Source organism: Mesorhizobium sp. M1050 (genome assembly GCF_040318715.1).
In the GTDB taxonomy this organism is placed as follows: domain Bacteria; phylum Pseudomonadota; class Alphaproteobacteria; order Rhizobiales; family Rhizobiaceae; genus Mesorhizobium.
In genome coordinates, this window is the sequence record NZ_JAMYMV010000009.1 from 80530 (window position 1) to 94411 (window position 13882).

Below are 13882 nucleotides of genomic sequence, written 5' to 3' on the forward strand. Positions count from 1 at the left end.
CGTGATCATCTTGCCTCGTCAGCTGGCATCCGGTTGGCGAACATCGATGTCGCTGAGATAGGCGACTACGGTGGCGTGCGAGGTTGCCGCCGTCAGCCCGCCGATCACCAGCACCATCAAGACGACACCGAGATACCCAGCCGAGCCGATAGCGAAATTGCCGAACAGGGCGGTTGCCTGGTCGGCCTGCGGCGTTGCCATGTTGCGCGACGGCCACCAGGAAAAGACGATGAAGACGAGTACCGCCGCGGCACCGCCGGCCGCCGCTCCCTTCATGCCGGTGACCAGGAAATGCCGGCGGAATTCGCGTGCGATGAAGCGTGCCTCGGCACCGACGAAATGCAGCACCTCGATGATGTGGCCATTGCCGGCCATGGCGCCGCGTGTTGCGAACACCACGGTCAGCACCGTCGCCGACAGCATCAACGCCAGCACGGCGATGCCGATGGTCACCGTGGTGCGGGCCATGGCAACCAGCCGGTCGACCCAAGTGCGGTGATCGTCGAGCGAGGCACTCGGCAGTTTCGGCGTGATCGCGGCGCGCATCGCGGCGAAATCGGGTGGGCTGCTTTCGTCGATGGTGACGATGATCAGGCGCGGCACCGGCAATTCGTCGATGTTGAGGCCTGAACCCAGCCACGGTTCCAACAGCCTAGCGGTCGCCTCGCGATCGATGATCCGGGTTGCCTTGACGCCGGGAAACTCGCCGGCGATCTGTGAGGCCCGGGCAAGGGCTGCCTCCATGTCGAGGCCGTCGACCGGCTTGATCTGGATCGTCGCCTCGCGCGAAATCTGGTTCTCCCAGACGGACGCGGTGTCGCGCACAAGCGTTACCGCGCCGAAGGTCAGGCAGGACAGGAATGTCATGATGGCGATGACCAGCACCAGCGCCCGGCCGGCGATGTTCTGCGCCGGCACGATCGGTGCCATCCTGCGCTGGGCGCGGGCCCCTGCCTTTGCCGCCTCGGCGTCCTGGTCTCGTTCCACAAGATGTTCGGCGGACAGTTCAGTCATAGATGTCCAGCCTTCCGCCGGCCAGGATCATGCGACGCGCGTCGACCTGTTCCATCAAGCCGAGATCGTGGGTAGCGATCACCACGGCGGTGCCGAGACGATTGAGCTCGATGAACAGCCGCAGCAGGCGTCGCGCCAGCGGCGGATCGACATTGCCGGTCGGTTCGTCGGCCAGCAGGATCTCCGGCTGCTCGATCAGTGCTCGCGCGATCGCGGCGCGCTGCTTCTCGCCGCCGGACAGAACCGGCGGCAGCACGTGCATACGTTCGCCCAGCCCAACCCACTTCAACAGCTCGGTGACATCGGTGCGGTAGCTTGCTTCCTCGCGCCCGCGCACGCGCAGCGGCAGCGCGACGTTCTCGTAGGTAGTCATGTGGTCGAGCAGGCGAAAGTCCTGGAACACGACGCCGATGCGCCGCCGCAGATGCGGCAGTTCGGAGCGCGAGATACGTGACCGGTCCTTGCCGAAGATGGTGATCAGCCCGCGCGTCGGCTTCAGCGACATGAACAGCAGGCGCAGCAACGTCGTCTTGCCGGCGCCCGAAGGCCCACTCAGGAACTGGAAGGAGCGCTCCGGAATGTGCAGGGAGATGTCGCGGAGGATTTCCGGACCCATGCCATAACGGAGGCCGACATTTTCGAAGCGAATCAATTTCGGCAACCTGAAATTCGGCACGGCGGCGAGCCGGCCTGTTCTGGGTAAAGACCATCGGCCGGCATGGTTAACCGGCGGTTAATTCCTGGGCTCTTTCGGCTCGTCACGAGGGCTCCGGTGGGGAAGCGTTAACCATTTGTGTTTACGCAAAAGAAACGAAAAGCGAACACGTGCTGCAATGCTGGGGCCATGATGGCTGACGATCGAACCGCGCGCCCGGTTTCCGGCGAAATCATGACCGATCCGGCGGCAATTGCCGCTAAGGACCGGTTCATGCGTGGTCCCGCTGCCGACGTCGTCGATGCCGATTATGTGGTGATGCCGCGTCTTGTCCCCGCCGTGGAAAGCGTTTCGCTGCTGCCGCGTGCGATCGTCACACCGGCCATCGAGGGCATGGACATGCTGCGCAAGCCCGAGGCCTCGGCGGAACGGCCGCCGGCCTCGCGCGGCGGACCGATCTTCTGGATCGCCGGCGTTGGCGCCGCGTTGGCCGCTTTCTGGGTCTCCGGCGGGCATGCGCTGGTGCGCCAGGCGTCGTTCCTGTCCAGCGCGCAGCCCTCGGCGCTCAGCATTTCAGGCGTCACCTCACGCGTCGACGCGTCGGGCCCGAACCCAGCGCTGTTCGTCGATGGCGAGGCCGTCAATGATGGCGCGAAACCGGTGCAACTGCCGCCGCTCGAAATTCGGGTGACGAGCAATGACGGGCGCACAACCCGCTATACGTTGGGGACATCCGGCCGCTCGCTGGCGTCGGGCGAAAGATTCGGCTTTGCCAGCCGGCTCGACGTGCCTAAGTACGGCGTAAGAGCCGTCTTAGTCACTTTCGCTCAATAGGCGACTACCGAGGAACACCAATGCCAATCGTACGCGGCAAGGACATCGAAGTCCTGTTTTCAGCATCGGCGATCGCCCGGCGCAACCTCGAACTCGCCAAGGAGATCGCCGGCCACGACTATCACGATCTGCTGGTGATCTCGGTGCTGAAGGGCTCGTTCATCTTCGCCGCCGATCTCATCCGTGCCATGCACGATGTCGGCTTGTCGCCGGAGGTCGAGTTCATCTTCATCTCCAGCTACGGCGCGGGCACCACCAGCGGCGAGGTGAGGGTGCTGCGCGACATCGACAACGAGGTCACCGGCCGCGACGTGCTGTTGATCGACGACATTCTCGAATCGGGCAAGACGCTAAGCTTCACCCGCGACCTGATGCTGTCGAGGGGCGCAAAAAGTTGTTCCATCGCCGTGCTGCTCGACAAGCGCATGCGTCGACAGACCGCACTCAACGCTGACTATGTCGGCTTCGACTGTCCCGACTATTTCGTCGTCGGCTACGGTATGGATGTCGCGCACGCTTTTCGCGAACTGCCTTTTGTCGGCGTCGTGAAAGGCGATGTCTGAGCGACTTCCAAAAAGATCCGCCGACCGTGGCCGCTTTCAGGAAAAGTCAACTTTTCGCGGCCAAATATGCCGGCCATGGCAAAGCTTCTGATCGTTGAGGACGATGAGTCCGTCCGCACCCTGGCCGCCCGCGCGCTTGAACGCGCAGGGCATGCGATCGAGGTCGCGGCGGACGGCGCGCAAGGGCTTTCACTGATCCAGGCCGCAAAAGGCGGCTACGATCTCGTCGTCTCCGACATCCGCATGCCGGAGATGGACGGCATCGAGATGGCGATTGCGGCGTCGGCCCTTTTTCCGTCAATGAAGATCATGCTGATGACTGGCTATGCCGACCAACGCGAGCGCGCCGAGGAGTTGGACGGCGTTATCCTCGATGTCGTGCAGAAGCCCTTTACGCTGGCCGAAATCCGCTCGCGGGTCGAACGGGCACTGATCTGCTTCGCCTGATCAGGCTGGATCGGCAGCAGTGAGCACGGGTGGAGCGCTCTTGCGCCGTTCGGTGTTGAGGGCCAGCAGGCCGGCGCCGATGATGAGGGCTGCGCCAATGACGGTCGTCGACCGCGGGACCTCGGCGAAGAACAGGAAACCCCACAGCGGCGACCACAGGATGCCGGTATATTCGAAGGTGGCAACGCGGTTGGCCGGCGCCATCCGATAGGCCTGCGACAGCAGGATCATGCCGGCGGAGGCGACGATACCGCAGGCCGCCATCTTGAGAAAATCCGGCAGCGTCGGCCACAGCCAGGGCCGCACCAGGAATTCCACGCTGGGGTGGACGGCATGGGTGATGCCGGCAAGGTGGAACACGCCGGCAACGACAGCGGCGCCAACCAGATAGGCGCCGTTCTGATAGAAGGCCATGACGGTCGACGATTCGGTGTCGCCGATCTTGCGGGCCATGAGTTGCGATAAGCCATAGAGCGCCGCCGAGCCCAGCGACAGGAGTGCTGCCATGTCGAACAGTCCGGTGCCGGGGCGCAGCATCACGAGCACGCCAAGCAACCCGATCAACACGGTCGCCAGCGTCTGCCACGAGACGCGCTCGCCGAGATACGGCCCGGCCAGCGCCATGATGAACAGCGGCGCCATGAAATAGAGCGCCACCGCATCGGCCAGCGGCAGAGCGGCGATTGCCAGATAGTAGACCGTATAGGAGGTGAACTGGATGAAGGCGCGCATGGTCAGCATGCCGAATCGCTTCGACAGGATCGCCCGCAGGCCGACATCGGCATGGACCAGAACAATCAGGATCGGCAGAGCGACGATCGAGCGGATCGCCATCACTTCGGTCACCGGATAGCCGCTCGATACGGCTTTGACGAGCGGGTCCTGCAGCGAGAAGACCAGCACGCCCAGGCACAGGCTCAGGGTGCCGCGCACCATCCGATTCTGCATCTGCATCCAAGCTCCTGCGTATACGATCCGAAGCTGTCGCTTGCGGGGTAAAAAGAACCCGCCACCGTTTCGGGCAGCGGGCACGAGTGAGGACTCTTGATTGGTCCGCGGCTGATTTCGCAGCCGCATATCCAATGGGTGAGGCCACTATCATCCTGGGTTTGACATGTTGCAAACGAATTGGAATGATACCAGCAATCAAATTTCCTTATGGCGGATTTCATGCGACCGACGCTCGACAGCGACCTCCTGCGCACCTTCGTGGCCATTGCCGAAACCGGCAATTTCACCAAAGCGGCGGAGCAGGCCGGCCGCACCCAGTCGGCGGTCTCGATGCAGATGAAGAAGCTCGAAGAGCTGATCGGTGACAGCCTGTTCGAACGCGGTTCGCGCGGCGTCGCGCTGACGCGGCGCGGCGGCGAACTCATCGTCAATGCCCGCCGCATCGTCTCGCTGCTCGATGAGACGGCGGCGTCGATGGCGGCGGCGCCGCTTGGCGGGCCGGTGCGCATCGGCATTCCGGAGGAGTATGGCCACGCTATCCTGTCGCGCGCGCTCGGTGCCTTTTCGAAGCGTCACACGCAGGTCGAGGTCACGGTGCGCTATGCGCATTCAGGGGCACAGATAGCGGCGCTCGCCGCCGGAGAACTCGATTTGTGTGTGGTGTTCGAATGGCAGGATCCTGCCGGCGGCGAAGTGCTGATGCACGATCCGACCGTGTGGGTGACATCGACCCTGCACCATATGCATGAGGAGCAGCCGGTGCCGATCGCGCTCTACAACCGGGCCGGCTGGTGCAAGGACTTCGCCATCAAGTCACTGGAGCAGCGCAATCTTGCCTATCGTGTCGCCTATACCAGCGACACCACTGGCGGCCTCAAGCTCGCCGTCACGTCCGGACTGGCGATCGCGCCGATTTCGCGCAGCAACATCCCAGGCGGCTGTCGCGAACTGACGGCCGCGGACGGGTTCGGCGACATCGATTCCTCGAATGTGGTGATGCACCGCAACCCCAATGCCTCAGGTGAGGCGATCGACGGCATGCAGGAGGCAATCCGCGAAGCGTTCGTCAACAGGCAGGATCAACCTGCGGCATCCTCGTAGAAATGCAGGCGGTTGCCGAACGGGTCGGCGACCGATACCTCACGGGTCTTCCATGGCGTCTCTTCCAGGCCCGGCCTGGCGAAGCGGTATTTTTTGCCGATCAGTTCGCGATGCAGTGCGGCGATGTCCTCGACCTTGATGCGCACGGCAATGCCGGGTGCACCGTCGCCGTGATGTTCGCTGAGATGCAGGACGCAGCCGTCGCGGCCTACCGCCATGTAGAGCGGTGCGTCGTCTTCGAAGCGATGTTCCCACTGCACCTCGAAGCCGAGGAAGTCGACATAGAATTCACGCGCCTTTGCAATATCGAAGATGCGCAGGATGGGGGTTACGGCGCCAAGTCTGGGCATGGGGGGCAACCGTTGGAGAGGGGTTTCGAGTGGGGTGGAGGCGGGGCGGCAATCCCTATGTCTTGTTGCAATTCCGCACGGAAAACCGCTTCACACCTTTCTTGGAATTGCTCTATTTCAACTCAAGCAGCCGCTCCAGATAACTGCGTTCGATGTCGGGGCTGAGCGCGTTGCCGAGCCGCTTGCGGATCGCTTCCAGAATCTGACGGGCACGCTGCACGTCGATCTCGTCCGGCACCTTCACCGAATCGCCGAAGTCCGGACCCTGGCTGGCGCGCGGCCGGCCGAGCGGATCACGATCGGCGTTCTGCTGGCGACCGCCTTTCTCGCTGCCGCCCTGGTCGCCTTGCATGGCCTGCATCTGCTTCATCATGTCCTTGGCGCCCCTGCGCAGCGCTTCCAGCGCCCGGCCCTGATGGCCGACGGCCGCATCGCCTTCGCCCTCGCCGAGCGCCTGTTCGGCATTGCCCATCGACTTGCCGGCCTCGCCAAAGCCTTCGTTGGGCTGCATGCCCATGCCTTCAAGGCCCTTCTTCAGCTGCTCGAGGTCGCTTTTCAGCTGGCCCTGACCTTGCTGCAACTGCTTCAGCGCATCGGCGAATTCCTGCGGTGTCATCGGCTTCGGCTGGCCGCCCTCGTTCGGCTTGCCGTTTTCGCCGGATTGACCTTGTTGCTCGTCCTGGCCGAGTTGTTCGTCGCGGTTCTGTCCGCGCTGGCGTTCGCCGCGCTGCATCTGGTCCATGCGGAAGGTATCGTTCATCATCTCCTGCTGGCGGCGCAGGATATCGCCGAGCTTGTCCATCTGCTGGCGCATCTCGCTGTCCTGCTGGCCGCCTTGCTGCTGCCGGCCGGCCTGCAGATTGTTCATCATGTCCTGAAGTTGCGACAGCAATTCCTGCGCCTTGTCGCGGTCGCCCGACTTCGCCAGATTCTCGATCTGGTCCATCATGCGGTCGATATCGCTCTGGCGCAGTTCCTGCCCGTTCTGCTGCATTTGCGGGGCGTTGGGATTCTGCTTGGCGCGCTCCGCGAATTCCTGCAGGAACTGGTTCATCGCCTCGCGCAGTTCCTTCATCGCCTTTTCGATTTCAGCGTCGCTGGCGCCATTCTTGATGGCGTCCTGCAGTGCCTGCTGCGCCTGGCGCAGCCGCTTTTCCGCAGCCGAGAGATTGCCTTCCTCGATGCCGAGCGCAATTTCCCAGAGATAGGAGACCTCGTTGCGCAATTGATCGTCGCTGTCGGCCATCTTCAGCCGGCTGCGGGCGCTCATGATGGCGAGGTAGTGGGACATGTTGTCAAAAGTGTCTTCCGGCCGCAGCGTGATGGCGTCCATCAGGTCGAGCACGCGCGGCTTGGTATTGGCGTCGAGCGCGAGCAGGCGGCGCTGCTCGATCACGGCCCGTGCCAGCGGATTGGCGAATGGCCGTTCCGGCATCAGCAGCGTCTTGGTTTCGCTCGATGCGGTGTGGCCGGCGTCGTCGGTGGCAACCAGCGTCACCTTTATGCTGCTGCCGGCCCAGACATGTTCCGTCAGGTCCTTGGAGGTCCTGGCGGCATTCGACTTGCCGCCGCGGCGCGGCAGCGACAGCGGCATTTCAGGCGGACCAAAGAGCGAATGCGCATTCGGTGCCTGCGGATCGGCAAGCGCGAAAACCGCCTTGGCATTGGCGGCGCCATAGTCGTCGTCGATCTGGTAGTTGAGTTCGAAGGCGCCGTTGGCGGCGCGCTTCGGCTCGCCGACGAAGCGGATCTGCGGCGGCTTGTCGGCTATGACCGCGAAGGCCCAGCGGCCGAGTTGATCCTCGCCCGATGTCAGCGTCAACGTGCCGTCACCGGTCAGCTTGCCGGTGAACTGGCGTATCTTGGACGGTGTTGCCGGGCTTGCCGCCGGCTTGGCCGTGGCGGCGGCCTGCGGGCCGGCCGGGTCGATGGCGCGGGAATTGCCACTCTTGTCGGCGTAGGCAAGCGTTTCCTCGCCCGAACCGCCGGTCACGCGCAACGAAACATCGCTGCCTTCGGGAATGGTGAAGGTCGGGGTCGCCTGGTTGGCGTCGGCCGTCAGGAAGATCGGCGGCTTGCCGGTGTAGGCCGGTGGCGTCACCCAGGCGTCGATGCGCGGCGGCACGGCATCATGCGCGCCATGGGCTTTGAATCCGTCGCTGATCCTGCCGCCCGTCGGCCCGAATGAGAAGGCGAAGGCGGTAACGAGCAAAAGTGCTGCCACCGCGCGCAGCCCCCAAGCGTCGCGTTCCGGCACGCGCGTGCGCGGCAGGTCGGCGCCGAGGCTGTCGAGCCTTCCGGCCATGCGCTTCTGGTGCTCGCGCCAGAGCGCCTGCGAGAAGCTGCTTTCCCTGCCGCTAGGCCGGTCGGTCTGCACCAGCACCGGGCTGTGCAGCAATTGATTGGCCGCCTCGATGCGGCGGTCGATTTCGGCGGCACCAGGGATGCGGAAGAAACGCAGCGGGTAGAGCGCGGCCAGTGCCGCGATTGCGAAAGCAGCGACAAGGCCGATGCGCGCCATATCCGGCAGCCGGGTGAAGATACCGAGCCATGAGGCGCTGAGGAACAGGCTGGCGACGATGACGAGCGGAAGCAGCAACGGCCAGCCACGCTCGACCATCATCGAGACCCGCGTCGCCAGCCGGCTCAAGGCGAGGCGCCCGGCCAGGCCGCGGTTGCCGTTGAAGGTGGGTCGTTGCGTCATCGGCCCTTCCTGGAGCCTATTTCATCCCGAAAGAACCGGGATGGGACTCTGTCTCCTTGAGCATGATCTGTCCGAAAACCGGTTTCCCTTTTCGTGGTCATGCTGTGGGCGGGCAGGATAGCCCAAGCCTCACGACTCGAAGAATACCAGCAAACACGGCAAAGGCGAGGCAGTTTGCAAAAACGTGAAGGCCGCCGTTATAGTTCCACCGGTTGCAGTCAGAAAGTTGCGGGGTTGGCATTTGCCCCGCAGACCAGCACGGCGACGCGTTCGCTCGGCGCCGGCGCATAGCGGCCGGACAGGATCGCGGCAAAGGCGGCGGCGCCACCCGGCTCGGAGATAATGCGCACCCGGTTCCACAGCGCCTTTTGCGCGGCTATGATGTCGTCGTCGCTGACCAGGATCGAGCGTTCGACAAAGGCCTCGGCGATCGGGAACATCATCTCGCCGACACGCTTTGGCGCCAGCGAATCGGCGGCGATGCCCTCGGCTGGCGCATCGACGGGGTGCCCGGCTTCAAACGCCCGGTAAAGTGTCGGTGCCCCCTCCGGCTCGACGGCGACAATGCGGATGCGGCCGGCAAACCAGGCAGCGATGCCGCCGATCAAGCCGCCGCCGCCGACAGCGACCAGCAGCGTGTCGATGTCGGGCAAATCGCTCTCGATTTCCAGCCCGAGCGTGCCTTGGCCGATCAGCGTCTCCTGCTGGTTGAAGGCATGTATCTGCAAGGCGCCGGTTTCCTCGGCGAAGCGTTCGCTGGCGGCCAGTGCCTCGGCATAGCGGGCGCCGCCGACGATCAGATCGGCGCCGTAGGAGCGGATCCGCTCCAGTTTGGCCGGCGGGCTCACTTCTGGAACGAAGACGGTCGCCTTGTGGCCAAGCCGCATGGCGGCATAGGCGACGGCAGCACCATGGTTGCCGCCCGACGCGGCGACGACACCGGCCTTGGGAACCGGCCGTTCCAGGAGATTGGTGAAGGCGCCGCGTGCCTTGAACGAGCCGGAATGCTGCAGGCATTCGAGCTTCAGGTCGATCGTCAGCGGCGACCGGTCGAAGTCGGCCATGTCGACGCGCAGCACCGGTGTGTGCCTGATATAGGGGCGGATGCGCGGTTCCATCGCGCCAATGCGCTCGCGTGTGACGGTGTTGCCGTTCCTCATGATCTGCTCCCTGTGAGGGGTAACTGTGTTTCCGGCGCCTCTATGCGAGCCAATCGGGCACGGAATCCAGCCCGATCAGGTCGTCATAGGTCAGGCGCGGACGCACGACGTGGAAGCGGTCGCCATCAACCAGCACCTCCGGCACCAGCAGGCGAGTGTTATAGGTACCGGCCTGCACCGCGCCATAGGCGCCGGCGGTGAAGACGGAAATCAGGTCGCCGGCCTTCAGCCTGGGCAGATCGCGGTCGAGGCCGATATAGTCGCCGGTCTCGCAGACCGGGCCGACCACATCGACCATCATGCGTGGCGCGTCGGCAGGCGGCTGAACGACCGGACGGATGTCGTGGAAAGCATCGTAGAGCGTCGGCCGGATGAGATCGTTCATGGCGGCGTCGACGACGAGGAAGTTCTTGGCGTCGCCTTCCTTCACGAAAATCACTTCCGAGACGAGGATGCCGGCATTGCCTGAAATCAGCCGGCCCGGCTCGAACATCACCTTCAGCCCAAGCTTGCCGACATGCTTCCTGACGATCTGGGCATAGGCATCGGGGAGCGGCGGCGGGTTGTTGTCGACGCGGTAGGGAATGCCGAGGCCGCCGCCGAGATCGATATGCTCGATGGCATGGCCGTCAGTGCGCAAAGCGCCGACCAGATCGACAAGCAGCGCGAAAGCGTCGTCGAAAGGCTGCAGCTCGGTGATCTGGCTGCCGATATGGGTGTCGATGCCGGTCACCTTGATGCCGGGAAGCGTTGCCGCGCGAGCATAGACCTGACGTGCCTTCTGCCACGGAATGCCAAACTTGTTCTCGGCCTTGCCGGTGGAGATCTTCTTGTGGGTCCTGGCGTCGACATCGGGATTGATGCGCAGCGAGATCGGCGCCACCTTGCCCAGCGTCGCGGCTCGTGCCGACAGCAGTTCGAGTTCCGGCTCGGATTCGACGTTGAAGCAGAGGATGCCGGCGGCCAGGGCAAAGTCCATTTCGCGTGCGGTCTTGCCGACGCCCGAAAACAGGATCTTGCTTGCCGGGATGCCGGCGGCAAGCGCCCGGCGCAATTCCCCTTCCGAAACCACGTCGGCACCAGCGCCGAGCCTGGCCAGCGTCCGCAGGACGGCCTGGTTGGAATTGGCCTTCATGGCGTAGCAGACCAGCGCGTCGAGCCCAGCAAAGGCCTGCGCAAACACCCGGTAGTGCCTGGTCAACGTGGCCGTCGAATAGCAGTAGAACGGCGTGCCGATCTGTGCGGCGATATCAGGGAGTGCCACGTCCTCGGCATGGAGCACGCCGTCGCGGTAGTCGAAATGGTTCACGAGAGTGGTTCCGGGAAGTTGGAGCGATGAGATCGGGTTTAGAAGGACCAAACCCAATCGCATGGCTCTAGATCAGCGGGTCGAGGATGAACTTCTTGTCCTGGGCCGGTTTTTCCGGCTCCGGAGGTACAGGCTGGTGCGCTTTCGAGGCATCCTTGCGCGCTTGCACGGCTGCCTCATAGGGCGTGTCGAGACCGCCCCTCCTGCCGCAGGCCGAAACGGCCGCGATCGCCGCCAGAAGCGTCAGCGTCACCAAAATCCTGCTTCCGGTCATCGATCCATCCGTCCGAAACGTTTGCCAGCCGCCGCTTTTAGCCGAGTTCTCGGCGTATTGCACCCCGGGATATTGCTGGTTGCAATATCAGGGATATTGCTGGTCGCAATAGCCCGGAGATATTGCTGGTCGCAGTAGTCGGCATCACGGTTTCGCCAGTCGTTTTTTCCAGGTGCGGATCTGTTTCCTCACCTCCGACGGCGCGGTGCCGCCGAAACTGGTGCGGCTCTTGACCGAGTTCTGCACCGCCAGCACCGAAAATATGTCCGCCGTGATGCCGGGATTGATCGACTGCAAATCCTCCAGCGAGAGCTTCTCCAGCCCGATCTTCTTCTCTTCGGCCAGCGCTACCGCCCGGCCGGTGACATGATGTGCCTCGCGGAACGGCAGGCCGAGCGTGCGCACCAGCCAGTCGGCGAGGTCGGTCGCGGTCGCATGGCCGGCGCCGGCGGCTTTCTTCATCGCGGCCGCGTTGACCGTCATGTCCGAAACCATGCCGGTCATCGCGGCCAGCATCAGGTCCAGCGTCTCGGCGGCATCGAACACCGATTCCTTGTCTTCCTGCATGTCCTTGCCATAGGTCAAAGGCATGCCCTTCATCACCGTCAGCAGGCCGACGAGATGGCCGGTGACGCGGCCGGTCTTGCCGCGCACCAGTTCGGCGGCATCGGGGTTCTTCTTCTGCGGCATGATCGAGGAGCCGGTGGAAAACGAGTCCGACAGCCTGACGAAGCCGAACTGCGGCGTCGACCAGATGATGATCTCCTCGGCCAGCCGCGACAGATGCGTGGCGCAGATCGCCGCCATGCCGAGAAACTCCAACGCGAAATCGCGGTCCGAGACGCTGTCCAGCGAATTGCGCATCGGCTCGCGGAAGCCGAGCGCCTTGGCGGTCCGGTGGCGGTCGATCGGGAAGCTGGTGCCGGCAAGGGCTGCGGCACCGAGCGGGCTTTCGTCCATCCGCTCGATCGCATCGCGCACGCGCGACAGGTCACGCGAAAACATCTCGACATAGGCCATGCAGTGATGGCCGAAGGTCACCGGCTGTGCCGCCTGCATATGGGTAAAGCCCGGCATCACCGTCGCGGCATGCTCCTCGGCCCGCTCCAGCAGCGCCCTGATCAGCCCCTTCAATGCCTCGGCGACGCGAAAGCACTCGTCCTTGACCCACAGTCTCAAGTCGACCGCCACCTGGTCGTTGCGCGAGCGTGCGGTGTGCAGCCGGCCGGCGGCCGGGCCGATCAGGTCGGCAAGGCGGGCCTCGATGTTCATGTGGATGTCTTCGAGCCGGGTCGAGAACTCGAAGCTCCCGGCCTCGATCTCTTTCAGGATCGTGTTCAGCCCGAGAGCGATTTTTTCTTGATCGGCCGCTGAAATAATGTCCGTCTGCGCCAGCATCTCGCTATGGGCGATCGAGCCTTTGATGTCCTGCGCATAGAGTTTGCGGTCGAAGGAGATCGACGCGTTGATCGCTTCCATGATCGCGGCCGGACCCGAGGCAAAACGTCCGCCCCACATCTGGTTGCTGGTCTTCTTGTCGCTCATGGCTATAACCCGTGCTTCGGAGCAGTTCTGAGAAAATGGCAGACGGTAATAAATTCTTCCCGGCCCCGCGCCTGATCCTCGCCGCTTTGGTGGCGGGCGCGCTGGCCGGCGCGGTCGCGGTATATGTCAGCGAGAGCCGGTCTGGCAACAATGCACCGGCACAAGCTGCCGTCGACGACAGCAAGGATGACGTCGCCTGCGCCGCCAAGAGCGACCGCGCCAAGAAGATCGCGGCCTCGGCCACTGGTGAAGTCGCAGCGCTTTTGCCGGCCGATCCGCCGCAATCCTTGAAAAGCCTCGCCTTTAACGGTCCGGACGGCAAGCCGATGACGCTTGCCGACCTTGCCGGCAAGACGGTGCTGCTCAATCTCTGGGCGACATGGTGCGCGCCGTGCCGTGCCGAAATGCCCGCGCTCGATGCACTGCAGAAGGAAAAGGGCAGCGACGCATTTCAGGTGGTCGCCGTCAATGTCGATGCCGGCGACGATGTGAAGCCGAAGAAGTTCCTCAGCGATACCGGCGTCGCGACGCTCGGCTACTACCGGGATTCGACGATGGCGCTGTTCAACGACCTCAAGAAGCGCGGCCTGGCGCTCGGCCTTCCCGTCACCATGCTGATCGACGGCGAGGGCTGCCTGCTCGCCCATATGAACGGCCCGGCCGAATGGTCGGGGCCGGATGCCAGGAGACTGGTCGAGACGGTGCTCAAACCCGAAAGCCTTTAGAGCAACTCACCGTTTCACGGCTGCGGCGGCTGTAATCAGCTTTGTCGTGCCCGAAAGCCAGCTTGGCGGAGCCCGGTCCTGAAGACGGTTCCTGCCCTGTTCGTTGTCGCGCTAAGTCGGCTAACGCCATTGCTTTGCCGTAGTCTGTTACGGGGAGGCGAGCATTGCTTCAGGCAGAGATGAAGTTCGTCGATCTGCAACAAAACCGTTGTCTGATTGTCATGAGCGACACATATTGCCTTTGCGGGAG

At 63.7% G+C, this 13882-nt stretch carries 14 protein-coding genes; 5 read left to right on the forward strand and 9 right to left on the reverse strand.

Translation table 11 applies throughout. From position 1 onward, the window contains the following. Positions 1-18: 18 nt before the first annotated feature. Positions 19-1014 (reverse strand): cell division protein FtsX, encoded by a 996-nt coding sequence (locus NKH57_RS08140; protein WP_352943355.1) that lies wholly within the window; start codon positions 1012-1014, stop codon positions 19-21. Continuing rightward, positions 1007-1666: a cell division ATP-binding protein FtsE gene (ftsE, locus tag NKH57_RS08145; RefSeq protein WP_023757234.1), complete on the reverse strand. Its 660-nt coding sequence runs from the start codon at positions 1664-1666 to the stop codon at positions 1007-1009. The genes NKH57_RS08140 and ftsE overlap by 8 nt, the downstream gene beginning before the upstream one ends. Positions 1667-1858: 192 nt before the next feature. Here ftsE and NKH57_RS08150 point away from each other — a divergent pair, with 192 nt between their 5' ends. The 3 genes from NKH57_RS08150 (at position 1859) to NKH57_RS08160 (ending at position 3513) form a co-directional block, all read left to right on the forward strand. Then, positions 1859-2503 (forward strand): hypothetical protein, encoded by a 645-nt coding sequence (locus tag NKH57_RS08150; protein ID WP_352943359.1) that lies wholly within the window; start codon positions 1859-1861, stop codon positions 2501-2503. Positions 2504-2523: 20 nt separating this feature from the next. Beyond that, a complete protein-coding gene (gene hpt, locus NKH57_RS08155) occupies positions 2524-3066 on the forward strand; it encodes a hypoxanthine phosphoribosyltransferase (protein ID WP_023757232.1) in 543 nt (180 codons plus the stop codon). A gap of 75 nt (positions 3067-3141) precedes the next feature. Further along, entirely contained in the window at positions 3142-3513 is a 372-nt protein-coding gene (locus NKH57_RS08160) for a response regulator (RefSeq protein WP_023757231.1), read from the forward strand. On the opposite strand, the gene NKH57_RS08165 is transcribed toward NKH57_RS08160, so the two are convergent. Further along, complete coding sequence (locus tag NKH57_RS08165; protein ID WP_352943486.1) at positions 3514-4461, reverse strand: DMT family transporter; 948 nt, start codon at positions 4459-4461, stop codon at positions 3514-3516. Positions 4462-4683: 222 nt separating this feature from the next. Here NKH57_RS08165 and NKH57_RS08170 point away from each other — a divergent pair, with 222 nt between their 5' ends. Next, entirely contained in the window at positions 4684-5565 is an 882-nt protein-coding gene (locus tag NKH57_RS08170) for a LysR family transcriptional regulator (protein ID WP_352943362.1), read from the forward strand. Here NKH57_RS08170 and NKH57_RS08175 read toward each other — a convergent pair. The 6 genes from NKH57_RS08175 to argH all read right to left on the reverse strand — a co-directional run bounded on the left by NKH57_RS08175 (position 5544) and on the right by argH (position 12907). Next, a complete protein-coding gene (locus NKH57_RS08175; protein ID WP_352943365.1) occupies positions 5544-5915 on the reverse strand; it encodes a glyoxalase superfamily protein in 372 nt (123 codons plus the stop codon). The two genes, NKH57_RS08170 and NKH57_RS08175, sit on opposite strands and share 22 nt — an antisense overlap. A 112-nt stretch (positions 5916-6027) precedes the next feature. Then, positions 6028-8619 (reverse strand): TIGR02302 family protein, encoded by a 2592-nt coding sequence (locus tag NKH57_RS08180; protein WP_352943368.1) that lies wholly within the window; start codon positions 8617-8619, stop codon positions 6028-6030. Between the two features lie 218 nt (positions 8620-8837). Then, positions 8838-9779: a threonine/serine dehydratase gene (locus NKH57_RS08185; RefSeq protein WP_352943371.1), complete on the reverse strand. Its 942-nt coding sequence runs from the start codon at positions 9777-9779 to the stop codon at positions 8838-8840. Positions 9780-9819: 40 nt separating this feature from the next. Beyond that, positions 9820-11088 carry a diaminopimelate decarboxylase gene (gene lysA, locus NKH57_RS08190; RefSeq protein ID WP_352943374.1) on the reverse strand — a complete coding sequence of 423 codons (1269 nt, stop codon included), beginning with the start codon at positions 11086-11088 and terminating at the stop codon, positions 9820-9822. Between the two features lie 67 nt (positions 11089-11155). Continuing rightward, a complete protein-coding gene (locus tag NKH57_RS08195) occupies positions 11156-11362 on the reverse strand; it encodes a lipoprotein (RefSeq protein ID WP_352727911.1) in 207 nt (68 codons plus the stop codon). Between the two features lie 144 nt (positions 11363-11506). Continuing rightward, positions 11507-12907, reverse strand: a complete 1401-nt coding sequence (gene argH / locus NKH57_RS08200) for an argininosuccinate lyase (protein WP_352943377.1) — start codon at positions 12905-12907, stop codon at positions 11507-11509. A gap of 35 nt (positions 12908-12942) precedes the next feature. Here argH and tlpA point away from each other — a divergent pair, with 35 nt between their 5' ends. Continuing rightward, the gene (gene tlpA / locus NKH57_RS08205) at positions 12943-13632 is read left to right on the forward strand and encodes a thiol:disulfide interchange protein TlpA (RefSeq protein ID WP_352943380.1); all 690 of its coding nucleotides are present in this window, start codon (positions 12943-12945) and stop codon (positions 13630-13632) included. Positions 13633-13882 lie beyond the last annotated feature (250 nt).